This is a genomic window from Salinigranum rubrum (assembly GCF_002906575.1).
GTDB lineage: Archaea > Halobacteriota > Halobacteria > Halobacteriales > Haloferacaceae > Salinigranum > Salinigranum rubrum.
Genome location: NZ_CP026309.1, coordinates 1901969 through 1924202 on the forward strand (window position 1 = coordinate 1901969; position 22234 = coordinate 1924202).

Genomic DNA, 22234 nt, shown 5'->3' on the forward strand with positions numbered 1-22234 from the left:
TGGTTCTTCATGGTCTTTGCACACGCACACGCGTACAGTCCCACGACTGGTGCGTCTCCCCGACAATCACCCGCACGAGTGCGTTTCACGGCGATTTTACGGGGTGAAAAGTCCGGACACCGCTCACGCGCGGTCCCGACGCAGACACCGTCAGTGAGGGCGAACGCGATACGGTACCGAGTGACGTATCTAACGAGTCCCGAGGAGGGGTAAAGTAAAGTGGATACGGTCCTCAGCGTTACAAAGATTAATGACAGACACACCAGAGATCCTGGTCATCGGTGGGGGATCGACCGGGACAGGGATCGTGCGGGACCTGGCGATGCGTGGGATGGACGCCACGCTGGTCGAACAGGGGAACCTGACGCACGGGACGACGGGCCGGATGCACGGTCTGCTCCACAGCGGCGGGCGGTACGCGGTCACGGACCAGCCGAGCGCCAAGGAGTGTATCGAGGAGAACCGGGTGCTGCGAGAGATTGCGAGCCACTGCGTCGAGATGACCGGCGGACTGTTCGTCAAACGGCCCGAGGACACCGAGGAGTACTTCGAGAAGAAGCTCAAGGGCTGTAAGGAGTGTGACATCCCGACGGAGGTGCTGTCGAACGAGGAGGCCCGGCAACTAGAGCCGTACCTCGCGAAGGACATCGACAAGGCGATCCGGGTACCCGACGGGGCCATCGACCCGTTCCGACTCTGCGTCGCCAACGCCGCCAGCGCCGAGGAACACGGCGCGCGCATCGAGACGCACTCGAAGGTCGTCGACGTCCTCGTCGAGGCGGGCGAGGTCGTCGGCGTCGAGGTCGAACACGCCTCGGGCGAGGGGAAACGCGTCCACGGACGGGCCGGCGGTCGCGAGAAGATCTACGCGGACTACGTGGTGAATGCGACGGGCGCGTGGGCCGGTCGGGTGGGAGACATGGCCGGCGTCGACATCGAGGTCCGTCCCTCGAAGGGCGTCATGACCATCATGAACGTCCGGCAGGTCGACACGGTCATCAACCGCTGCCAGCCCAAAGGGAACGCCGACATCATCGTCCCGCACGAGACGACGGCCATTCTCGGCACCACCGACGAGGAGGTCGAAGACCCCGAGGACTACCCCGAGGAGCAGTGGGAGGTCGACCTGATGATCTCCGAGCTCTCGAAGCTCGTTCCCATGCTGAAGGAGGCGCGGACCATCCGCTCGTTCTGGGGCGTTCGCCCGCTGTACGAACCGCCGGGGACCGGGACGACGGACCCGACGGACATCACGCGCGACTTCTTCTTGCTCGATCACGGCGACCGCGACGACCTCCCGGGGATGACGAGCATCGTCGGCGGGAAGTTCACCACCTACCGCATGATGGCGGAGAAGATATCCGACCACGTCTGCGAGAAGTTCGGCGACCGGACCGACTGTCGGACCGCCGACGTGCCGCTCCCGGGCAGCGAGGACTTCTCGGTCCTGCGCGACTACATGGACGAGTTCGGCCTCCGCTCGCCCATCGGCCGCCGCTCCGTCCAGCGACTGGGCTCCCGCGCGGACGAGGTGCTGAAGACGGACGGACCGAACCCCACGGTCTGTGAGTGTGAGGGCGTCACCCGCGCCGAGGTCAGAGACGCCATCGACAAGGCGGGCTCCGACCTCAACGCCGTCCGACTTCGCACCAGGGCCTCGATGGGGAACTGTCAGGGCGCCTTCTGCTGTCACCGGATGGCGAACGCGCTCGCCGTGGAGTACCCCGAACCCGTCGCCCGCGAGGCGCTCGACGAACTGTACCAGGAGCGCTGGAAGGGTGAGAAGCACGCGCTGTGGGGCGAACAGCTCTCACAGGCGATGCTGAAGCACCTGCTGCACGCGACGACGATGAACCGCGACCGCGACCCCGTTCGTCGCGGGAACGAGATCGACTTCGGCGCGTTCGACGGCGGTCCGGCGGTCGGTGACGACTCGGGGGCCACGCGCGCCGCGGCGGACGGAGGACGGCGGGATGCCGATTAGCGAGGACGTCGTCGTCGTCGGCGGCGGAATCGCCGGCTCCGTGGCCGCGCTCTCCGCCGCCGAGACGGGCGCGAGCGTCCGCCTCGTCACCCACAAGAAGAGCACGCTCCGGCACGCGAGCGGTCTCGTCGACGTGCTCGGGTACACGTCCGACGGCGACGGGCCGCTCGTCGACCCGTTCGAGGGACTCGGCGACCTGCCCGAGGGCCACCCCTATCGCGTCGTCGGCGAGGAGGCCATCCGCGAGGGGCTCGCGACGTTCGACGAGGTCGTCGGCGACGAGTACCTCGGCGGGCACACGGACGCGAACGCGCTCGTCCCGACCCACGGCGGCGCGGTGAAGCCGACGGCGCGGTATCCGAGGGCGGCCGCCGCGGGAATCGCCTCGGACGACCGCGACATGCTGCTGGTGGGGTTCGAGTCGATGACCGACTTCGAGGCGTCGCTGGCGGCCGCTCACCTCGACGCGGCCGGCGTCCCCTTCGAGGCGTCGGGCGTCACGGTCGCGTTCCCGCGGAACTTCCGGGCGGACGCGAAGGTCACCCGGTTCGCGAAGGCGCTCGACACCGACGAGGACGTCGGCGGACGGGGGACGAGAGAGGCGCTCGCGGCGACGGTCGAGCCCCACCTGGACGGTGCGGAGCGCGTCGGGTTTCCCTCTCTCCTCGGCGACGACCGCCGCCACGAGGTGCGCGCCGACCTCGAAGCGTACCTGGACGCGGAGGTGTTCGAGGTCCCGATGGGACCGCCCTCGCTGCCCGGCCTCCGCCTCGAAGACCTCCTCTTCGCCGCGCTCGACGCGGCCGGGGTTCGCATCTCCTCGGGGAACAAGGCGGTCGGCTACGAGACCGACGACGGCGAGGTGTCGGCCGTCGTGGTCGACCGAAAGGGCCGAGAGATTCCCTACCACGCCAGCGCGGTCGTCCTCGCGACGGGGGGCCTCGTGGGGAAGGGAATCGCCTCCTCCCGGGAGGGCGTCCGCGAACCGCTGTTCGACTGTTACGTCCCCCACCCCGACGACCGCTACGACTGGTTCGTCGACGACGCCTTCGGCGACCACCCCTTTACTTCGTTCGGCGTGGTGCCCGACGACCGACTCCGTCCCACCCGTGCGGACGGACACGCAGAGTTCGAGAACCTCTTCGCCGCCGGCGGTGTCGTCGGCGGCGCGAACGTCGCGGCCGAGAAATCGGCCAGCGGCGTCTCCCTCGCGACCGGTGTGGTCGCGGGCCGCGAGGCTGGTGAATCCGCATGAGTGACGCACAATCCCCCGCAGACTTCGACTTCGAACCCGTTGACGAGTACGAACCCGTCGAGGTGTTCGACGACGGTATGGACCTCCGCCCCGGCGCGGACAACTGCTACAAGTGCACGGCGTGTGATACGTCGTGTCCGGTCGCCGAGGTCGACGACGAGTTCCCGGGACCGAAGTTCCAGGGGCCCGAGCAGTGGCGGCTCAAGCGCAAGGAGGACGTCGAAATCGACGACTCCATCATGTCCTGTTCGAACTGCATGCGCTGTGACAACGCCTGTCCCTCCAGCGTGCCCCTGAGCCAGATGCACAACGAAGCGAGGGGAGAGTACGTCGAGAACCAGATGGACCACCGCTCGCGAGAGTACATCAGAAACAGGATCCTCTCGAACTACCGGACGCTCGCCGAACTGGGGAGCAAGGTTCCGCGGCTCACCAACTTCGTGATGGGTAACTCTCTCGTCCAGAAGATCAACGAGAAGACGCTCGGCATCACGTCCGAGCGAGAGTTCCCCGAGTTCGCCTCCCAGACGTTCCGCGAGTGGTGGGCCGAGCGCGGCGGCGCGCAGATAGAGAGCGACGAGAAGCGCATCGCGTACTTCCACGGGTGTTACTCGAACTACAACACGCCGGAGGTCGGGAAGGCGCTCGTTCGCGTGTTCGAGGAGTTCGGCTACGAGGTCGCGGTCCCCCGCCAGCGCTGTTCGGGCACGCCGATGTTCGCCAACGGGATGCTGGACGACGCCGAGCGCGCCGCGAAGGTGAACGTCCCCGAGTTCAAGGACCTCATCGACGAGGGGTACGACGTCATCGCCTCCTGTACCTCCTGTTCGATGTCGCTGAAGCAGGAGTACCCCGAACTGTTCCAGATATCGGGGATAGACGAGGTGTCGAACCACACGTACGAGGCGCTGGAGTACCTCCGCATCTACGAGGACGTCGAGGGTGCCCTGGAGGGCAGGACGGTCGACTACCCGGACCTGGCGTACCACGCGCCGTGTCACGCCCGTAACCAGGGGCTCGACCGACAGGCGGTGGAACTCTTTCGGGAAGTCGACGGCTTCGAGATAGAGGACGTCGGTTCCTCCTGCTCCGGCATCTCGGGGACCTACGGCTGGAAGTCCGAGAAGTACGAGAAGTCGATGAAGATCGGCGAGGACATGTTCGACCACATGCGCCACGCCAAGGGCACCGTCGGGATGACGGAGTGTCCCACCTGCTCGATGCAGATGGCCCACGGCAGCGGCTACGAGATCCGTCACCCCCTCCAGTTGCTCGAAGAAGCGGTCGTCTGAGCGGGGTGAGCGGGGCGAGTCGCGAATCCGACGCTCACCACACGCGCACGCCGTCGTCGGAGTCGATTTCGACGTGAAGCCCGTCGTGCGACCACTCGATGCGGATCCGCTCGGTGCTGTTCGCGACCAGCGTGTCGACGGACTCCAGATCGACGAACGCCGTGAGCGGGTCGAGGTCGGTCGGGTCGACGCCCTTGGCGGCGGCGACTTCGTTCGCGACGCGAACGCTGAGGTCGGTCTCGTTCGAACCGGCGTCACTCATCACCGCACGATAGTCGCGGAATCGAATAATTCCCCGTCAGACTCACGGCAGACGTCGACGAGTCGTCGACGACTCGTCGGCGTCTGAAGCTCAGTCGTCCGCGACGACGTCCTCGTCGGTCGGGGAACGCGCGTCGTACGCCGAGACGAACTCGTTCAGCGTCGTGGGGTCGTCCGCGCCGGGGAGGGGCTCTTCGGCGGTTCGACACGGCTCGTCGACGTCGAGACGGTCGGCGACGAGGTCCGCCGTCTGCTCGGCCATCAGCCGGTAGGAGGTCAGCTTCCCGCCGACGACGCTCGCGAAGTTCTCTACCTCCTCGGCGTGGTCGAGGACGAAGAACCCGCGGGAGATACCGCGGTTCGCCCCCCGCCCGCCGCTTTGGCTCCTCCGGGAGTCCTCGTCGGGCGCGTACAGCGGCCGGACGCCCCACCACGCCCGGAGGGTCTCACAGTCGCGGACGGCGGGGAGCATGTCGCCGCACTCGTCGAACATCTTCTGGATTTCCCCCTCGTCCTGGGGGTAGTCGTCGGGGTCGTCGACGACGTTGCTCGTCGTCCCCAGGACGACCTGGTCGTCGTGCGGGATGACGATGTCGCCGTCGTCCGGTTCGCGACACCGGTTGAGGACCGGTCCCAGGTCGGCGTAGTCGACCGAGACCATCACGCCGCTCGTGGGGCGCATCTCGACGTCGACGCCGGCCTTCTCGGCGACCTGCCCCGCCCACGCGCCCGTCGAGTTCACCACGTACGTCGCCGCGACGTCGACGTTCGCGCTCCCCCCGAGTCGCGTCCCCACGATGCGGCCGTCTTCGACGGTAAACGACTCCAGCGGGGCGTCCCGCAGGACGGTTCCGCCGCGTTGCTCGACGTCGGCCGCGTTGGCCGCGACGAGCCGCGAGGGGTAGACGACGGCGTCAGGGACGATCATCGCCCGTTCGACCTCGGGGGCGAGGTCCGGGACGCGCTCGCGTGCCTCCTCGTCCGAGATAACCTCGGCGTCGATGCCGTACTCGCGACAGGCCGCGAGCTTCGCGTCGAAGTAGTCGGGGTCGTCCGCCGCGAGTTGGAGGAAGAGCCCGCCGGTGTCGCCGACGCAGTGCCCGGCGATGTCGCGGAGGATGCGGTTCTCCGCGATGCACTCGCGGGCGCCGACCTCGTCGGCCTCGGCGTACCGGGCGCCGCTGTGGAGGAGGCCGTGTGACCGCCCCGTCGTCCCCGAGGAGAGTCCCCCCCTCTCTGCGAGCGTCACGTCGACCCCGCGGAGGGCGAGGTCGCGGGCGACACCCGCACCGGTTGCGCCACCGCCGACCACCAGCACGTCCGTTCGGTGTGTCATCAAACGTCATTGGTCTGTGAAGACTTGACTCTTCGCCCGGTCCGCCCTCGGGGACGTGCGCGACGAGACAGAGCGGCACTGGAAGGACGGCGTTCGTCGTCGGCTTCACCCGCAGGACGGCGGGGACTCGACCCGGCGAGTGTGAGGACCGGCGACCGGGGCCGGAGGCGGGACCGAAGCGGCTAACACCCTCGGTCCGAACAGAGGAGGGTATGGAACGACTCGTCACCGTCGTCCCGGAGGCTGGCCTGCACGCCCGTCCCGCGTCGAAGTTCGTCGAGACCGCGAACGAGTACGACTGCGACATCCAGATCGGCCCCAAGGACGGCGACCTCGCCCCCGCTCGGAGCATGCTCGCCGTGACGGGTCTCGGCGTGAAGTCGGGCGAGACGGTGCGACTCGTCGCCGAAGGCGAAGACAGCGAGGCCGCGCTGGACGCGCTGGAAGCGGTGCTCTCGACCGAAGAGGTCGAAGGGTAGTTCAGCTCCGTTCGTTCGGGTCAGTTCAGCTTCCGGTAGTCGCGGGCTTCCTCGGCCGACGCCAGGACGGATTCGAGCGTCGCCTTCTTGCTCGTCGCCTCGACGGCGGCGTTGACGGCCGCTTCGAGGACGGGCGCGTCGGCGATGCGAACCTCGCTCTCCGACATCTCCACCGCGAGTTCGGCGTTCATCACCGCGCTCCCGAGGTCGACGAGGAGGACGACGCCGTCGCCGTCGTCGGCCGCTTCGATGGCCTCCTGAATGCGGTCGACGGACGTGCCGAGACTGCCGTCTTTCCCGCCGCCCGCCGGTTCGATACTCGCGCCCGACGCCATCTGTGCCGCCACCTCACAGATTCCCTCGGCCGCCTTCGCCGAGTGTGAGACGACGACGAGGCCGACCATCTACGACGCCTCCTCGCCCTCGCCGGCACCGTCGTCCGGAACCGTCGGCGACGTGGCGTCCTGTTCGACGTCGCCGTCGAGGTACTCCGTCGCCGTTTCGAGCAACTCTTCGAGGATGAACAGCGTCGACGTCGCGCCGGGGTCCTGGTGACCGACGGAGCGCCACCCCAGATACGAGGCCCGACCCTTCGTCGCCCGCAGCGGGACGGTGTAGTTCACCCCGCGCTCGGCGGCGTCGACGGCCTTCGCCAGCGCTTCGAGGGGCGAGAGGCCGTCCTCCTCGATGGACTTCTTGTACGTGTGGACGGCGGGCGTGACGGCGTCGACCATCGTCTTCTGACCCAACTGGGCGCCGCCGCGGTCCTGAAGTTTTTCGAGGTAGGCCTCGGCGAAGGCGACGCTCGTCTCCGCGGTGATTCCCCCTCCAGTTCCTGGCTCGCGGTCATGATGGAACCGCCGTAGAGAGGACCGGCGGCACCGCCGACTTCGCTCACGATGGCCATCCCGACGGTTTTGACGACCTCCGCGGGCTCGCCGTCCATCCCCTCGGTCTTCTCTAAGACCGTCTGGAACCCGCGGTTCATGTTCGCCCCGTGGTCGGCGTCGCCGATGGCCGAGTCGAGGTCCGTGAGGTACTTCTTCTCCTCGGCGAGTCGCTCGGCGATGTTCTCGAGTGCCGCGTGCAACGCCGCCACCTGGACGTCCGTGTCTGCCATGCCACCGAATCAGCCGGCAGGAAAATAAGGATACGGGCCGCGACCTACTCTCGAACGGTCAGGGCCGGCGTGTCACACGGTGCTCCGATGAGTTCTTTTAACTCGTCGTCGACGGCACAGACCGTAATCGAGCAGCCCATCATGTCGAGCGACGTCATGTAGTCGCCGACCCACGCGTCCCACGTCTCCAGGCCGTGCTCGCCGAGAACCTCCTGCAGCTTGCGGTTGACGATGAACAGTTCCGACAGCGGCGTCCCGCCCATCCCGTTGACGATGGTGACGACCTCCTGTCCCTCGTCGAGAGCGAGGTCCTCCAGCACGCGCTCGGTGAGGTGTTCGGTGACCTCGTCGGCGCTCATCACGTCCGTGCGCTCGGTTCCGGGTTCGCCGTGGATGCCGATACCGAGTTCGATCTCGTCCTCGCCCAGGTCGAACGTCGGTTCGCCCTTCTCGGGGGTGACACAGGAGGTGAGCGCCATCCCCATCGTCCCGACGTTGTCGATGACCTTCTCGGCGACCGCCTGTACTTCCTCCAGGCTCCCGCCCTGTGCCGCCTTCGCGCCGGCGGCCTTGTGGACGAGGATGGTCCCGCAGACGCCGCGCCGACCGGAGGTGTACAGCGAGTCCTCGACGGCGACGTCGTCGTTCACGACGACCTGTGCGACGTCGACGCCTTCCATCTCCGCGAGTTCGGCGGCGGTGTCGAAGTTCATCACGTCGCCCTCGTAGTTCTTCACCACGCAGAGGACGCCCTCGCCGCCGTCACACGCCTGGATCATCTCCTGGAGCTGGTCCGCCGTCGGGGAGGTGAACACCTCGCCCGCCGCGGCCCCATCGAGCATCCCCTCGCCGAGGTAGCCCGCGTGTGTCGGCTCGTGTCCCGACCCCCCGCCCGAGACGATGCCCACCTTCCCGTCGACGGGGGCGTCCTCTCTCACGAGGACTTCGATTCCGTCGAGCCGCCGTACCTGGTCGGGGTACGCCGCGACCATCCCGTCGAGCATCTCGTCCACCACGTCCGCCGGTTCGTTGATGAGTTTCTTCATGGCGCGTGCTACCAGACGGAGAACGAGGTGAAAAGTGTTTGTCGTGAATAATGAGTCGGGACGACCCTCTCGACGAACGACAGGTACGGCTCCGGCTTACGCGGCCGTCTCGGTCGCTTCGAGTCGGTCGATTCCGATGGTGACGGCGACGCCCTCGACGTCCCACTCCTCGACGAGGTCCATCCCTTCGGCCGAGTCGACGAACGTTTCGGTCCGCGTCTCCTCGGCGATGAGGTCGCGGTGGCGGTCGACGAGGTCGGCGACGCGGTCGTCCGCGACATCCACTGCCGTGTGAATCTCCTCTTCGACGGCCAGGTCGAGGCGCTTTCGCATCTCCTGGATCCGCCGAACGACGTCGCGGGCGTACCCCTCGGCCTCGATTTCCTCGGTGAGGCTGGTGTCGACGTACACCGTGCCCGACTCGAAGTCGGCTCCCGAGACGTGTTCGGGGGATCCGCGCGCCACTCGACCATCTCCGCGGTGAGTTCGTACTCGTCGCCGTCGACCATCACCGAGAGGGTGTCGCCGGCGAGTTCGTCGCGGCTGGCACCCTCGACGGCGTTCATCACCTTCTGGGCGTCGGCACCGAACTCGGGGCCGATGAGACCCATCTGCGGTTCGGCGTACTCGACGAGTTCGTCGAACGTCTCACACACCTCGATGGTGCGGGCGTTCACCCGTTCGGAGAGGAGGTCAGAGAGCGACTCGACCGCCGCGCGAACCTCCTCGTCCTCGGATTCGACGACGACCCGCGGGACGGGCCACCGGAGCTTTCGTCCCCCTTGCTGGCGGGCGTTCGCCGCCGCCTCCTCGACTCGCCTGAGGACGGCCATCTCCGCCTCCAGTTCCGGCCGGTGGAGCGTCTCGTCGACCTCGGGCGCGGCGAGGGCGTGGACGCTCGTCTCGGAGCCGTCGAGTCGCTGGTACATCCGCTCGGTGATGTACGGCGTAAAGGGCGCGAGGAGCCTGACCACCTCGTCGAGGACGACCGAGAGCGTGGCGTACGCTCCACGTTTGGAATCGGAGTCCTCGTCCTCCCACATGCGCTCGCGGATGGCCTTCACGTAAAAACGCGAGACGTCCGCGGTGACGAACTCCAACACCGAATTGAGCGCGTCGTGGACGCGGTACTCGGCCCAGGCGTCCTCCACGTCCGCTTTCACGCTCTGGAGCCGCGAGAGCACCCACTCGTCGACGACGGTGAGTTCGCCGTCAGCGAGGCTCGCTTCGGCGGGGTCGTAGCCGTCGAGTTCCATGTACGACAGCGGGAAGCGGAAGACGTTCCAGAAGATGTTGAGCTTCGACTGCATCTCCCCGAGGCCGTCCCACTCGAACGCGAGGTCCTCGCCGTGCTGGTTGTGCGAGAGCAGGTACGCGCGGAGCGGGTCGCGGCCGAACCGCTCGATGGCCTCCTCGGGTGTGACGATGTTGCCGAGCGACTTCGACATCTTGCGACCCTCGCTGTCGTTGGCGAAGCCGTGCATCAACACCTGCTCGTACGGAACCTCGCCGACGGCGGCCGTTCCCATCCCTAACTGGGACCAGAACCACCCGCGCGTCTGGTCGTGGGCCTCGATGATGAGGTCGGCGGGCCAGAGGTCGTCGAACTCTTCGGTCGAGGAGGGGTACCCGAGGGTTCCCCACGTCGCCACCGAGGAGTCGATCCAGACGTCGAAGACGTCCGGGACGCGCTCGTACGTCGTGCCCTCTTCGGTGATGGTCAGCGGGTCGACCGAGGGGCGGTGGAGGTCGATGTCGTCGGGGTCGACCTCCTGGTCGACTCGTTTCGCCAGTTCTTCGCGCGTCCCGACGACGAGGATGTCCTCCGTCGAGTACTCCTGGTCCTTCGGGACCCAGATGGGGAGGGGAATCCCCCAGTAGCGCTGCCGGGAGACGTTCCAGTCGGGGGCGTCGGCGACGAAGTTCCGGAAGCGGTTGTCGCGGGCCCAGTCGGGGAACCACTCCGACGCTTCGATGTTCTCCAGTAACTCCTCTTTGACGTCGGTGACCGTGATGAACCACTGGTCGGTCGCGAGGAAGATGATGTCCGTGTCACACCGCCAGCACTGGCCGTAGCGGTGGTGGTGCGTCCCCGAGTGGAGGAGGAGCGAGTGAGCGTCGAGGTCCGCGATGATGTCGTCGTTGGCGTCGCGGACGAACGTCCCCGCGTACGCCCCGCCGGCGTCGGTGAACGTACCGTTCCCTCGGACGGGCGAGAATATCTCCAAGCCGAGTTCGCGTCCGCGTTCGAAGTCCTCCTGACCGTGTCCGGGCGCCGAGTGAACCAGTCCAGTTCTGTCGGCCTCGACGTACTCGGCCGTGTACACCTCCCCTGCGCCCTCGAAGGTCGCGTGGTCCGGCACCTCCTCCGCGAGCGGGTGGTCGTACGCCCAGCCGACCATCTCCTCGCCGGTGAGTTCCTCGACGACTTCGTACTCCTCGTAGCGGCCCTTCTTCAGCACCTCCTCGACGCAGGGTTCGGCGAGATACAGCACCTCGCTTTCTCCGCCTTTCTCGGCGCGCACTGCTTGATACGTCATCTCCGCGTCCACGGCCACGAACGTGTTCGCGGGGATGGTCCACGGCGTCGTCGTCCAGATGACGAGGCTACCCTCTCTCCCCTTCAGCGGGAACTTCACGTAGATAGAGGGGGATTCGATCTCGTGGTACTCGACCTCGTTGTCGGCGATGGCCGTCTCACACCGGGGGCACTGGTTGATGGCGCGCTTGCCCCGCTCGACGAGGCCGTTCTCGTGGACGTTCGAGAACGCCCACCACGCCGCCTCCATGTACTCCGGCGAGATGGTTTTGTACGGGTCCGACCAGTCCATCCACGTCCCGATGGACTGGAAGTCCTCGTCCATGTTCTCCCGGTTGCGCTCGGCGAAGGACTTGCACTCCTCGATGAACGCCTCCATCCCGTACTCTTCGATGTCCTTCTTCGACTCGAAGCCGAGTTCCTCCTCGACCTTCACCTCGATGGGCAGGCCGTGCATGTCGTAGCCCGGCCGGTCGGTGACAGCGAAACCCTCCATGCGCTTGCGGCGGATGACGGCGTCCTTGAGGGTCTTGTTCCACGCCGTCCCGAGGTGCATCTGCCCGGAGGTGTACGGCGGGCCGTCGACGAAGAAGAAGGCCGGGTCGTCGGCGTGTGCCTCCTTCGTCGCCTCGTACGCGTCGTTGGCGTCCCAGTACGCCTCGACTCCGCTCTCGACGTCGGCGGGCGTGTACTGGTCGGAGACCTCGTCCGTGTCCATACTCATACTCGTTCCTACCCGTGGACGTATATCAAAACGGTGGTGTTCTCACGTGGGGGCTCAGGCGAGTTCGCGGCGGTCGTCGCGGTCGACACCGTCCGCGGTATCAGGTCCCTCTCCGTCCGGCGCGCCCGGGCGGTTCGCCGGCGACGACCCACCCCCCGACATCGGCTCTTCGCTCGACGAGGCCCGCCCCGCCGCTCCGTCGCCGCCGACGGTCGGGTCGTCTCCCACTGACGCCTCACCGGCGTCCTCGCGTGCGTGGCCCCCGAACCCCGCCGCCAACACGGCGTCGATACCTCCGGTGAACGCCCGGTACTCCGCAGTCGAGGGCGCTCCCACCCCGTCGACTTCCGTCGCCGCTCCGCGACGGTCGTGCGCGAACTTCCGGGCCCGCTTCGAGCCTTCCCACGCGCCCGCGGCGGCCGCGCCGGTGAAGACGACGCTCTCGACGACGCCGAACAGCGCTCTGCCCGCCCCCTCGAAGTCGCCCGCGCGCCACGCCGCGAGTGCGGCGGGAAGGCCGTTTCGGAGCCCCGACGTCGGGTCGATGCCGGAGAGGGTGTAGCCGGCGACGCCCAGCGCCTTCCCCAACACGCCATCGCCCGCGGCCCACGCGGCGCCCGCCCCCACAGCGGCGTCGCGGGCGAACTCCAGGGTGACGACGCTCACGACGCCGCGGGTGACGGAACCGACGAACTCCCGGCCGAACCCCCGTACCGCGTCGGTCAATTTCCCGCCACCGGAACCCGCAGAGCCGACGGCCGCGCCGCCCGCTTCGCGTCCGTCCGCTCCTCTCCCGTCTCCCGCGCCGTCGCTCTCGCTCCCGCCCTTGCTCGCCCCGGCGACGACTGCCGTGCCGACGAGACAGTGGACGGTCGTCGCGTCGCCCGTGACGACCACCCACGCGCGCTTCGGACCGGGCGCTGTGGGGGCGAACGAGACTCGGAGCGTCTCGTCCTCGCCCGTGGCCGTCTCGGTCGCCGTACGCGCACGGAACTGTCCGGCGTCCGGGCCGCCGACGGTGACGACCGAGTCCGCGTTCGAGCCACCGGCGTTCACGCCGCCCGCGGCCACCGTTTTCGTCCCCGTGCGGCCGACGACGACTTCGCCGAAGTCGTGGCGGTGGGTCGTGACGGTCGGGTCCGACCCCCCGTCGGCGAAACCGCACTGAGCGGCCGGTTGGACGGCCGATTCCGCCCCGGGCGCGGCACTGGACAGGCCGCTGACGAGCAGCGCCGCTACGAGAACGAGTGTCAATGCGCGAACCGCACGGGACGCGACACCACGCGACACGCCCTATGAAGGCGTGCAGAGGACTTAACCCTGCACCGCAGTCGCCGTCAGCCCTCGGCGCCGTCGCCGTCACCGGTCGCCTCGACGACGTCCCAGTGCTGTCGCAGCCGCGGCGTCAGGAGGTACACGGCCCCGTAGCGGTCCCCGCCTTTGGTCACCGCATCCGCCTCTTTCAGGACCGAGAGGTGGTGTCGGACGGTCTTGTAGTCGAGGCTCAGGTCGCCGGCGAGGCGGTTCGCGTTCCGCGGCCGTTCGGCGAGCGCGCGGACGATTCGCCGACGGTTGTCTCCACCACGCGCCCCCGCGAGAGCGGTTCGAAGTCGCTCTCTCGCCTGATCAGGGGTGGCTCGAACGCGGACCGCGTGTGTCGGTTGTGACATGGTCAGGTCAGTTGTTGGCGACGACGCCCAGGTCGAAGCTCGCGGACGTGGGCTCGTCGTCGGGCGTGAGGTAGCCCTGGGCGAACGCGGTGTACGCCGTCCCGCCCTCGACGGTCACGTCGAACGTCGTGACCACGTCGCCGTCGTTCGACTCCGTGTCGCCGCGCACTTCGAGCGTGTACGACCCCGCGGGCACCTCGACCGTCGCGGCGTCGCCGAACGCCGCCCCGTCGACGAGAACGTCGCCGGAGGACTCGACCGTGACGTCGACCGCGGGCGCGTCCGGCGAGGCGTGGACCAGCGTGATGCGGGACATGTCCGACCCGGGCGCGGAGGTGCCGTCGGAGAACAGCTGGACCATGAAGCCGTTCTCCGCGTCCGCTTCCAGTTCTCCGAGCGCTGCGGCGGTGTACGCTCCCGGTTCGAGGTCGAGCGACTGGTCGAACACGACGGTGCTCGAATCGCCCGCGGCCTGAATCGTCACCTGGTACGACCCCGCCGAGAGCGACAGATAGTCGCTGACGGCTCCGAAGGGGACGTCCTCCAAGACGGCCGAGCCGTCGACGAGAACGTCGACGTTCGGCGCGTCGGGCGAGAGGTGCGCCACGCGCAGCGAGACGTCGCTGCTCATGCCGCCGTCACCCATTCCCTGGACGATGCCGCCGCCGCCCGCCCCGGCGTCGACCGTCGCGATGGGCTGGAAGGCCGTGTCGGCGGGTTCGTCGTCCGGCGAGAGGTAGCCGGCGGCGAAGACGGTGTACACCGTCCCCCCGTTGAGTTCGACGTCGAACGACGCCACCGCGTCGCCGTCGTTCGACTCCGTGTCGCCGCGGACGTTCAGCGTGTACGTCCCCGCGGGGACTTCGGTGTAGCCCGACCCCTGGAAGGAGACGCCGTCGAACAGGGCGTTCCCGCCGGCCGTGATGTCGACCGCGGGCGCGTCCGGCGAGGCGTGGACGACGCGGACGCGCGCGGTGTCGTCGGCCGGGACCGTGTTCTCGTCCGAGAGGACGAGCGGCTGGAACGTCTCTTCGGTGAGTTCGCCGACGGCGGCGACCGTGAACGCCCCCTCCGTGACGTCGAGGTCGCCCTCGAACGCGACGGTCGAGGGGTCGCCCGCCGCGGTGATGGTTACCGTCCGGGTGCCGACGGGTACGTCGAGATAGCTACTGACGGCACCGAACGCGACGTCCTCTAGGACGACGGAGCCGTCCACGGAGACGTCGACGTTCGGCGCGTCGGGCGAGAGGTGCGCCACGCGGAGCATCGCCGTCGCCGACTCCTCCGTCGCGGTTTCCGTCTCGGCCTCGGTGTCCATCTCGGTCGCCGTCGACATCGGTGTCCCGGTCGCCGTCGACTCCCCGCCCGCTGAGCCTCCGGAACCACTCTGATTCGACGAGCATCCCGCGAGCCCGCCGACGACTGCAACTCCCCCGAGCGTGCGAAGCACGTCTCTGCGTGACTTGTCTGTCATAACCACATCCGCGTCGGAGGATGATGTAATAAAGAGGCTTTTCCCAAATTCCACCCACCTCTGACCACCATTGCAGCCCGCTGACGTCACGTGGTTCTCTGTGCACTACAGTCGCTCTTCAAAGAGTGTCCCGAACTCCGAGGTTCGGAGCCGCTACGGTGGATGCCACCGGCGCGTCTCGACCTCCTCGATGAGCGTGCCCATCCCCACCCCGTCGACCTCTTCGTGGACGGCGACGGTCCCCGTCGTGGGAGTGGTCCCGGCGGTGAAGTAGCCGAGGTAGGTGCTCACGACCCGGTCGGCGTCGGGCACGATGTCGGGGTCGAGGTCCCGCGTCACGAACTCGAACGGGAACTGTGCTCGACGCCAGCCAGTCCACGCCGGGTCGTCCGGGAAGGTCGGCTCGGCCTGGTGTGGGTTCGCGCGGGGGCTCCGCGACTGCATGAGGAGGGTAAAGCCCGCGTCGTAGTTCTCGCTGTGGACCTCGTCGTCCCACTCGCGCTGTTCTTCGGCCCCGCGGGCGTCGGTGAAGACGGTCTGGTCGTCGGGCGGTGCTTCGGGGAACAGCCACGCGCGGAACCGGTCGTCGGAGCCGGCGGTGAGCCCACCGCGGACGAAGCGTGTGCTGGCCGGGTGGACGGTGAGGCGGGCGTGTTCGTGGCGGATGTCCCCCGAGACGGTGTGACGGACGTCTCCGAGACAGCCGGTAGTCGCGGCGAGACCGAGGGCGGCGCTGGAGAGGAGGGCACGGCGGCGCATCGACCCGAGGTTCGACGAACCGAGGGAAAACGCTGGCGGTGGACGGCCTCGCGCCGGGCGACTATCCCCGCATCGGCCGCCCGAGCGCGGTGACGATGTCGTCGACGAGGTCGTCCGCGGCCTCGTAGGGGAACTGGAGGTATTCGCCGACGGTGAGCGCGAGTTCGAGCGCGGCGAACTCGCGGTCGTCGGCCACGAACACGTCCCGTCCGTCCACCATAACGGGGAGGAGTTCCACCGGTCGTTGCACGGGGAACGTCGCGGGGTCGAAGGTCTCGAAGAGTTGCGCTCGGAGGGGGGTTGTCGAGGCTGTGTCGGTCATCACCCGTCGGTGCAGCGAACGAGCGGATAAACACGACGCTCGAATTGTCAGGCTCGATATCCGTCTTGCGCCCGTCAGACGACTCGTTACGAGAAGTCGGGGAGGTCGTCGGGCGCCTCGTACTCGGACTCCCAATCGACGTACTCGTCTTTCAGGACGTCGCAGACGACCTGTCCCAGTTCGGTCAGGCCGGCGTTGATACCCGACACCTGGCCCCACGATGTCAGTTCGGGGTGGAGTTCCCGCTCCTTCCAGTCCTCTGGGAGACCGGGCGCGTGGTACCCCACCCTGTCCGCGAACGAGTCCCAGAAGAAGTCGAATCGGGAGACCAGATCGAGGTCCTCGGCGATGGCCCACTCGTCTTCCGACAGATCAGCGGTGGCGGCCCACTCCTCGAACGCCTCCTCCCACGCGCCCTCGTGGAGGAACCGTTCGAGGTCGTCGCGGTGGTAGTCGTCGCCGCCGACCTCGGCGTCCTCGTACTCGTTCGGGTCGACCTGTCTGAGCGTCGGTGGCTCCGGCGTGGGTACGTCGAGCATGGCTGGACGTGAGTGGTGGCGGGAGTAAAGGGTGTCTCTCGTGGGAGAGGACAACGTGGGGATGAGCGATTCACGAACTGTGGATCCCTGTGTGGTCGTGACGAGTGACGTCTACAGCACGAAGGCTCGGAGCGACTGTTCGCTCCGGTGGCCGCGGCCGGTCTCCGTCCCGGCCGCACCGGTTGGGGGGGCAAGAGGCTGTGGTCCGCCGCGTCCGCGTGTCGTGCGGTCGTCTCTGTTCTCACCGCACCCGTACCGACGACTCCACTCATCGCGATACCGACGACTCCGCTCGTAGCTCCCGAGGTGGATACTCACTGCACGACCCACCAGCCGCATCACAACCCAAGGCTCATCGCCGACGACCCCTTCCCCTCGAAGGAGATGGCCTCCGACCCGCCCGGTCCCTCTGCCTCCCGCCGAGAACTGCTCGCACTCGTCGCCGCCGGGGGCGCGAGCCTCGCGGGCTGCTCGGCACCGAGTCGAACGACCGAGACCACGACGCCCGGGGGGTCCGAGACCGACGCGCCCGGTACGCCCGCGCCGTCCCCGACCCCCGCGAGCGCCGCCCAGCGCGCACCGGTCGCCGAGGACACCTACACCGCCGTCTACGAGGAGACCATCCCCTCCGTGGTGCTCGTCCGCGTCTACGGCCCCGGTGGTCCGCTGGGACAGGGCTCGGGCTTCGTTTTTCCCGACGGCTCTCACGTCGTCACGAACCAGCACGTCGTCGACGGGGGCCGGACCGTTCGCGTGCGGTTTCACGACGGCACCTGGGCCGAAGCCGAACTCAGGGGCACGGACGTCTACAGCGACCTCGCGGTCCTCCGCGTCGACGCGCCGGAGACGGCTCCGCCGCTCGCGCTCGTCGACGAGGAGCCACCCATCGGGACGCAGGTGGTCGCGCTCGGCGCGCCCTTCAGCCTCGGCGGGTCGGTGTCGGCGGGGGTCGTAAGCGGCGTCGACCGCTCGCTTCCGAGCCAGAGCGGCTTCAGCATCCCCGACGCCGTCCAGACCGACGCGGCGGTGAACCCCGGCAACTCCGGCGGGCCGCTCGTCTCGCTGGGCGGGGAGGTCGTCGCCGTCATCAACTCCGGCCAGGGAGAGAACGTCAACTTCGGCGTCAGCGCGGCGCTGACCCGGCGGGTGGTCCCCGCGCTGATCGAGCGCGGCGCGTACGAACACGCGTACATGGGCGTCCGCCTGCTCGACGTCGTTCCGTCGGTCGCGCAGGCGAACGACCTCGACCGGGTTCAGGGCGTCCTCGTCGCGAGCGTGCTCCCCGACGGACCCGCTGCCGGAGTCCTGCAGGGAAGCCAGCGGGAGGCGACCGCGCTCGGCCAGCGCGTCCCCGTCGGCGGCGACGTGGTCCTCGCGCTCGACGGTCGCCCGACGCCGAGTCAGGGCGCGCTGGCCACTCACCTCGCTATTCGGACCGAGCCAGGTGACACGCTCGACGTCCGAGTTCTGCGCGATGGGGAAGAGCGGACGGTCTCGTTCGAACTCGGCGCGCGTCCGGCCCCCGAGTAATCACTCCTCCATCCGCTCGATGACGGCCTCCAGTTGTGCCCGCCGTTCGGAACGCGCGTCCTCGCGGAGTTCCGTCTCGGCCTCCGTCGGGCAGTCGAGACGGGGGACCTGGGTCGGCGTCCCCTCCTCGTCGAGAGCGACGAACGTGAAAAACGAGGTTGTCGTCTTCCGGGTGTCGTCGCTGCGGGGGTTCTCCGCGCGGACGTCGACCTTCACGTCGATGCTCGTCCGGCCGACGTCGAACACGTAGCCCTCGATGACGGCCACCTCGCCGAGGTCGATGGGCGAGATGAAGTCGACGTGGTCCATCGACGCCGTCACCACCTGTCTGTTCGAGAAACGCATCGCTGCGATGGCGCCGCAGATGTCCATCCAGTGGAGGACCGCCCCGCCCAGCGCCCGACCGAGGTCGTTCGTGTCGTTCGGGAGGAGGTACTCGGTCATCTCGGTGTGAGACTCCGCCAGCGTCGCGGTCTCGTCGCTCATGGATGGGGCGTTGGGCGGCCGGTACTCAAACGTGACCTTCGGGGCAGGATACGGCGTCCATCGCCCCTCGGACGCGCTCGCGGTCGAACGCTCGGAGCGTCTCCCCGGCCGTGGCGAGGGCGTCGAGCGTCCAGAACCGGGCATCGCGCGCGTCGCTGCCGGCGACCGGGTCGCCGGTCGTCCCGTCTCGGGAGACGGCGTAGGCGATGCTCACGAGGTGGCGGTCGCTCGGGTGGACGAGGTCGTCGACGTCGAACAGCGCGAGCGTGCCGGGGTCGACTCGGAGGCCCGTCTCCTCGCGGAGTTCGCGCGCGGCGGCATCGCGCGGGTGTTCGCCGTGCTCGACGAAGCCGGCCGGGAGACCCCACTCGCCCGCGTCGGGCGGCTGTGCTCGACGAACGAGAAGCACCGCCGGTGGGTTCTGACTCTCGTCGACGACGGCCGCGGCGGCGGTGGGGACGGGGTTTCGCCAGACGACCTCCGCACAGGTCGGACAGTACGCTCGGTCGCGTCCCTCGACCGGACGCGTTTCGAGGGTGATTCCACAGGCCGGGCAGAAGGAGGGGTCGACGGCGGTCACGGTTCGGGTTCGGGTTCGGGTTCGGGTTCGGGTTCGGTCTCGACGGGAGTTCAGCGGGCGAAGTCGTCCTCGTCGTCCTCGATGTCGAACTGCGAGGGGGGCTGGCCGGCCGCGTCGAGGACGCTGTCGGAGACCATGATGGGGCAGTCGACTCGCACCGAGAGCGCGATGGCGTCGGAGGGGCGGGCGTCGAAGACGAACTTGCGTGGCTCGCCGTCCTCGTACCGCTCGGCGTCGACCTTCGCGTAGAACGTGCCGTCCGCGAGGTCGTCGATGCGGACGGAGTCGATGGCGCCGCCGAACTCGGTGATCATGTCGACCAGCAGGTCGTGTGTGAGCGGTCGCTCGAACGGTTCGCCCGAGAGCGCGAGCTGGATTGCCTGTGCCTGGTCCGCCGTGATGACGATCGGAAGGAACTCGTCGCGCGCCGAGAGGATAACCGCGGGCACGTTCGACCCGTCGTCGCTCATGCCGACGCCGATACCCTTGACCTCGGCCTCGTGATTCATAGCGGTCCCTTTGGCGTGTAGGTATGAATAGCTACTCCCGCGCCCGATGTGGGTCGTTCGACGGGCGGACGTCGCAGTCGTGATCGTGGCGGACGAGAGGAGTTGTGAGGGTCCGGGACGACAGTACGGGACACGGGCGCGGTGACGAAGCCTCACTCCCCACCCGACTCGCTCACTCGTTTCGTCTGCGGCGCGGCCACGCCCGCGGCACATGGACAGCGAGACGCGACGCGTCCCGCGCTGTTCGCTCCGGTGGCCCCGGCAGTGCTTCGACCACGACGCAACGAGTCGTTCGCTCGGCGCGCGGATACCCTCTCACCGTCGCGTTCGGATCCACCAGACGACGAACGTCCCGAGGATGACGACCAGTCCGCCGAGGAAGAAGAGCAGCCCCGGCGGGAGGCCGGTCGCGGCGGCCGCGGTGGTGGTCTCGGCCGCGATTCGGGCGCCCTCGGCGCTGTCGGCGCTCATCGCCGCGCCCCCTGCGGATTCCCTCCCGAGGAGGAACTGGACGAGCAGGCTGACGAGGCCGAGCACCCCGACCGCGCCCAGAAGGCGCGTCAGGGCGTCGCGGAGGCCGCTGGTCTCCGATTCGCGCGCCGCCACGACGACGAGCGGCTTGTCGCTCGGCGTGTACACCTTCATCTCCCGGCCCTTCTCGGAGTACACCGTTTCGAGGACCTCGACGAGGCCGGCCTCTTCCATCCGGCCGAGGTGGTACTGGACGTTCTGGAGCGAACTGTCGACCTGGGCGGCGATTTCGGAGGCGGACGCGGGTTCCTCGTGGAGCGCGGCGAGGATTCGACGGGCGGTCCGCGAGGAGAGCGCACCGATGAGGTCGTCGGCGTCGGCCGAGTCGAGGCCGATGACGCGCGGCGAGGCGTCGTCGGATGCCGACGAGGAGAGGGAGGGCAGGAGGCGGGCCATACCCCCCGTACTACCGCGGAGGACACAATCTTGTTGGTCAGCGCGCCCGTCGTGGTCGGGTCACTCCCGTTCGAGGACGAGCACCCGCAGGTCGTTGACGTTCGTCCCCGTCGGTCCCGTCCGGATGACGCAGTCGCGGTCGTCGAGCGCCGGCAGGGCGTCGTTCCGGCCGAGCGCGTCGCGGGCCGCCTCTCTGTCCGCTCTCGCTTCGAGGGTCCGTTCGTCGACGATGGCGCCCGCAACCTCCGTCCCGCCGTCCTTGCCGTCGGTGTCGACAGCCGCGAGGACGGCGTGTCCCAGGTCACTCTCGGAGAGTTCCACCGCCGCCGAGAGGGCGTACTCCAGGTTCGGGCCCCCCTCGCCGTCGCCCCGAACCGTCACGGTGGTCTCGCCACCGGAGAGGACGACGGCGGGCGGGTCGAGCGGTTCTCCGGTCGCCAGCACCTCCTCGCCGACGGCGACGTGGGTCTTCGCCGCCTCCCGGGCCTCGCCGCGAACCCGCGAGGAGAGGACGAGCGACTCGAACCCCTGGGTCTCGGCCTCCTCGCGGGCGGCGGAGAGCGCCGTGAAGCCGTCGGCCAGGACGTGGTCGTCGACGCGGTCGAAGACCGGGTCGCCCGGCTTCGGCGTCTCCGCTATCTCTCCGTTTCTCCCCCGTTCGAGTCGTTCCCGCACCGACTCGGGGGCCGAAATGTCGTAGCGCTCGAGCACGGCGAGCGCGTCGTCGTACGTCGTCCCGTCGGGGACCGTCGGGCCGGAGGCGATGACGCTCAGGTCGTTACCGACCACGTCGGAGAAGACGAGCGACACCACGGCGGCGGGGGCGGCGAGGCGGGCCAGCCCACCCCCTTTGAGCGTCGAGAGGTGCTTGCGGACGGCGTTCATCTCGCCGATGTCGGCGCCGCTCTCCAGCAGTCGCTCGGTCGTCTCCTGCAGGGCCGAGAGCGTGATTCCCTCCGCCGGCGCGGGTAAGAGCGCGCTCGCGCCGCCGGTGACGACGCAGAGCACGAGCGTCTCCTCGTCGGCGTCTTCGAGCAGGTCGACGACCCGCCGGGTGCTCTCGACGCCCCGTTGGGAGGGGACCGGGTGGTCGCCGGGGAGGTGTTCGATTCTCTTCCCCGCCCCGGGGTCGTAGGTGACGACCGCCCCGCGTCGATGCGGTCGCCGAGGACCCGTTCGAGGGCCTCGGCGACGCCCGCGGCGGCCTTCCCGCCACCGACCACGACGCACCGCTCGAACCCCGAGAGGTCGTAGACGGCCTCCCCGACGGCGAGAGCGTCCCCGTCGAGACGGAGCGAGGACTCCAGGACGCGTTCGGGGTGGGCGGCCTCGATACCGGCCCGGAGACAGGCGAGTGCCACCTCGTGGCGCTCGGTCGGGGCGTGCGCTGTGAGGTTCATGC

The 22234-nt window shown here is 68.6% G+C and carries 19 protein-coding genes and 3 pseudogenes; 5 read left to right on the top strand and 17 right to left on the bottom strand.

Going from position 1 to position 22234, the window contains the following annotated elements; translation table 11 throughout:
* The first annotated feature begins 250 nt into the window (after nt 1-250).
* From glpA to C2R22_RS09410, 3 genes are read left to right on the top strand one after another with little or no spacing between them, the layout of a single operon-like run.
* Nucleotides 251-1984, top strand: a complete 1734-nt coding sequence (gene glpA / locus C2R22_RS09400; protein WP_103425525.1) for an anaerobic glycerol-3-phosphate dehydrogenase subunit GlpA — start codon at nt 251-253, stop codon at nt 1982-1984.
* Nucleotides 1974-3239: a glycerol-3-phosphate dehydrogenase subunit GlpB gene (gene glpB / locus C2R22_RS09405; protein WP_103427631.1), complete on the top strand. Its 1266-nt coding sequence runs from the start codon at nt 1974-1976 to the stop codon at nt 3237-3239. Before glpA ends, glpB begins: the two co-directional genes overlap by 11 nt.
* Nucleotides 3236-4531, top strand: a complete 1296-nt coding sequence (locus C2R22_RS09410) for an anaerobic glycerol-3-phosphate dehydrogenase subunit C (protein ID WP_103425526.1) — start codon at nt 3236-3238, stop codon at nt 4529-4531. Before glpB ends, C2R22_RS09410 begins: the two co-directional genes overlap by 4 nt.
* A 34-nt stretch (nt 4532-4565) precedes the next feature.
* On the opposite strand, the gene C2R22_RS09415 is transcribed toward C2R22_RS09410, so the two are convergent.
* Nucleotides 4566-4793, bottom strand: coding sequence for a HalOD1 output domain-containing protein (locus tag C2R22_RS09415; protein ID WP_103425527.1), 228 nt, complete (start codon nt 4791-4793; stop codon nt 4566-4568).
* 90 nt (nt 4794-4883) lie between these two features.
* Complete coding sequence (locus C2R22_RS09420) at nt 4884-6128, bottom strand: FAD-dependent oxidoreductase (protein ID WP_103425528.1); 1245 nt, start codon at nt 6126-6128, stop codon at nt 4884-4886.
* A gap of 212 nt (nt 6129-6340) precedes the next feature.
* Here C2R22_RS09420 and ptsH1 point away from each other — a divergent pair, with 212 nt between their 5' ends.
* Nucleotides 6341-6607, top strand: coding sequence for a phosphocarrier protein HPr (ptsH1, locus tag C2R22_RS09425; protein WP_103425529.1), 267 nt, complete (start codon nt 6341-6343; stop codon nt 6605-6607).
* A 20-nt stretch (nt 6608-6627) separates the two neighbouring features.
* Here ptsH1 and dhaM read toward each other — a convergent pair whose 3' ends face one another.
* The 10 genes and pseudogenes from dhaM to C2R22_RS09475 all read right to left on the bottom strand — a co-directional run bounded on the left by dhaM (nt 6628) and on the right by C2R22_RS09475 (nt 16800).
* Nucleotides 6628-7011 (bottom strand): dihydroxyacetone kinase phosphoryl donor subunit DhaM, encoded by a 384-nt coding sequence (gene dhaM / locus C2R22_RS09430; RefSeq protein WP_103425530.1) that lies wholly within the window; start codon nt 7009-7011, stop codon nt 6628-6630.
* Nucleotides 7012-7727, bottom strand: a pseudogene (gene dhaL / locus C2R22_RS09435) (dihydroxyacetone kinase subunit DhaL).
* Nucleotides 7728-7771: 44 nt separating this feature from the next.
* Nucleotides 7772-8773, bottom strand: a complete 1002-nt coding sequence (gene dhaK, locus C2R22_RS09440) for a dihydroxyacetone kinase subunit DhaK (RefSeq protein ID WP_103425531.1) — start codon at nt 8771-8773, stop codon at nt 7772-7774.
* 96 nt (nt 8774-8869) lie between these two features.
* Nucleotides 8870-12030 (bottom strand): annotated as a pseudogene (gene ileS, locus C2R22_RS09445) (isoleucine--tRNA ligase).
* Between the two features lie 60 nt (nt 12031-12090).
* Entirely contained in the window at nt 12091-13326 is a 1236-nt protein-coding gene (locus C2R22_RS09450) for a hypothetical protein (RefSeq protein ID WP_103425532.1), read from the bottom strand.
* A 47-nt stretch (nt 13327-13373) separates the two neighbouring features.
* Entirely contained in the window at nt 13374-13706 is a 333-nt protein-coding gene (locus tag C2R22_RS09455; protein WP_103425533.1) for an ArsR/SmtB family transcription factor, read from the bottom strand.
* Between the two features lie 7 nt (nt 13707-13713).
* On the bottom strand, nt 13714-15180 hold the full coding sequence (locus tag C2R22_RS09460; protein WP_103425534.1) for a DUF4397 domain-containing protein: 1467 nt from the start codon (nt 15178-15180) through the stop codon (nt 13714-13716).
* Between the two features lie 153 nt (nt 15181-15333).
* On the bottom strand, nt 15334-15939 hold the full coding sequence (locus C2R22_RS09465; protein WP_103425535.1) for a hypothetical protein: 606 nt from the start codon (nt 15937-15939) through the stop codon (nt 15334-15336).
* A gap of 61 nt (nt 15940-16000) precedes the next feature.
* Entirely contained in the window at nt 16001-16261 is a 261-nt protein-coding gene (locus C2R22_RS09470; RefSeq protein WP_103425536.1) for an MTH865 family protein, read from the bottom strand.
* 86 nt (nt 16262-16347) lie between these two features.
* Nucleotides 16348-16800 (bottom strand): hypothetical protein, encoded by a 453-nt coding sequence (locus tag C2R22_RS09475; RefSeq protein WP_103425537.1) that lies wholly within the window; start codon nt 16798-16800, stop codon nt 16348-16350.
* A 384-nt stretch (nt 16801-17184) separates the two neighbouring features.
* Here C2R22_RS09475 and C2R22_RS09480 point away from each other — a divergent pair, with 384 nt between their 5' ends.
* Nucleotides 17185-18330: a S1C family serine protease gene (locus C2R22_RS09480; protein WP_103425538.1), complete on the top strand. Its 1146-nt coding sequence runs from the start codon at nt 17185-17187 to the stop codon at nt 18328-18330.
* Here the strand turns inward: C2R22_RS09480 and C2R22_RS09485 are convergent, their stop codons facing one another.
* The 5 genes and pseudogenes from C2R22_RS09485 to C2R22_RS09505 form a co-directional block, all read right to left on the bottom strand.
* Nucleotides 18331-18816 carry an acyl-CoA thioesterase gene (locus C2R22_RS09485; RefSeq protein WP_103425539.1) on the bottom strand — a complete coding sequence of 162 codons (486 nt, stop codon included), beginning with the start codon at nt 18814-18816 and terminating at the stop codon, nt 18331-18333.
* A gap of 25 nt (nt 18817-18841) precedes the next feature.
* Complete coding sequence (locus C2R22_RS09490; RefSeq protein ID WP_103425540.1) at nt 18842-19396, bottom strand: NUDIX domain-containing protein; 555 nt, start codon at nt 19394-19396, stop codon at nt 18842-18844.
* Nucleotides 19397-19446: 50 nt separating this feature from the next.
* Nucleotides 19447-19905 carry a bifunctional nuclease family protein gene (locus C2R22_RS09495; RefSeq protein WP_103425541.1) on the bottom strand — a complete coding sequence of 153 codons (459 nt, stop codon included), beginning with the start codon at nt 19903-19905 and terminating at the stop codon, nt 19447-19449.
* A gap of 315 nt (nt 19906-20220) precedes the next feature.
* Nucleotides 20221-20832: an ArsR/SmtB family transcription factor gene (locus C2R22_RS09500; RefSeq protein WP_103425542.1), complete on the bottom strand. Its 612-nt coding sequence runs from the start codon at nt 20830-20832 to the stop codon at nt 20221-20223.
* Between the two features lie 60 nt (nt 20833-20892).
* Nucleotides 20893-22232, bottom strand: a pseudogene (locus C2R22_RS09505) (glycerate kinase type-2 family protein).
* Nucleotides 22233-22234 lie beyond the last annotated feature (2 nt).

Excerpts from the sequence above, each read along its gene's own strand:
- C2R22_RS09415 (WP_103425527.1), bottom strand. The coding sequence starts at position 4,793 with ATGAGTGACGCCGGTTCGAACGAGACCGACCTCAGCGTTCGCGTCGCG.
- C2R22_RS09410 (WP_103425526.1), top strand. The coding sequence starts at position 3,236 with ATGAGTGACGCACAATCCCCCGCAGACTTCGACTTCGAACCCGTTGAC.
- C2R22_RS09485 (WP_103425539.1), bottom strand. The coding sequence starts at position 18,816 with ATGAGCGACGAGACCGCGACGCTGGCGGAGTCTCACACCGAGATGACC.
- C2R22_RS09475 (WP_103425537.1), bottom strand. The coding sequence starts at position 16,800 with ATGCTCGACGTACCCACGCCGGAGCCACCGACGCTCAGACAGGTCGAC.
- C2R22_RS09495 (WP_103425541.1), bottom strand. The coding sequence starts at position 19,905 with ATGAATCACGAGGCCGAGGTCAAGGGTATCGGCGTCGGCATGAGCGAC.
- C2R22_RS09470 (WP_103425536.1), bottom strand. The coding sequence starts at position 16,261 with ATGACCGACACAGCCTCGACAACCCCCCTCCGAGCGCAACTCTTCGAG.
- dhaK (WP_103425531.1), bottom strand. The coding sequence starts at position 8,773 with ATGAAGAAACTCATCAACGAACCGGCGGACGTGGTGGACGAGATGCTC.
- C2R22_RS09465 (WP_103425535.1), bottom strand. The coding sequence starts at position 15,939 with ATGCGCCGCCGTGCCCTCCTCTCCAGCGCCGCCCTCGGTCTCGCCGCG.
- C2R22_RS09500 (WP_103425542.1), bottom strand. The coding sequence starts at position 20,832 with ATGGCCCGCCTCCTGCCCTCCCTCTCCTCGTCGGCATCCGACGACGCC.
- glpB (WP_103427631.1), top strand. The coding sequence starts at position 1,974 with ATGCCGATTAGCGAGGACGTCGTCGTCGTCGGCGGCGGAATCGCCGGC.
- ptsH1 (WP_103425529.1), top strand. The coding sequence starts at position 6,341 with ATGGAACGACTCGTCACCGTCGTCCCGGAGGCTGGCCTGCACGCCCGT.
- C2R22_RS09480 (WP_103425538.1), top strand. The coding sequence starts at position 17,185 with ATGGCCTCCGACCCGCCCGGTCCCTCTGCCTCCCGCCGAGAACTGCTC.
- C2R22_RS09455 (WP_103425533.1), bottom strand. The coding sequence starts at position 13,706 with ATGTCACAACCGACACACGCGGTCCGCGTTCGAGCCACCCCTGATCAG.
- dhaM (WP_103425530.1), bottom strand. The coding sequence starts at position 7,011 with ATGGTCGGCCTCGTCGTCGTCTCACACTCGGCGAAGGCGGCCGAGGGA.
- C2R22_RS09420 (WP_103425528.1), bottom strand. The coding sequence starts at position 6,128 with ATGACACACCGAACGGACGTGCTGGTGGTCGGCGGTGGCGCAACCGGT.
- glpA (WP_103425525.1), top strand. The coding sequence starts at position 251 with ATGACAGACACACCAGAGATCCTGGTCATCGGTGGGGGATCGACCGGG.
- C2R22_RS09460 (WP_103425534.1), bottom strand. The coding sequence starts at position 15,180 with ATGACAGACAAGTCACGCAGAGACGTGCTTCGCACGCTCGGGGGAGTT.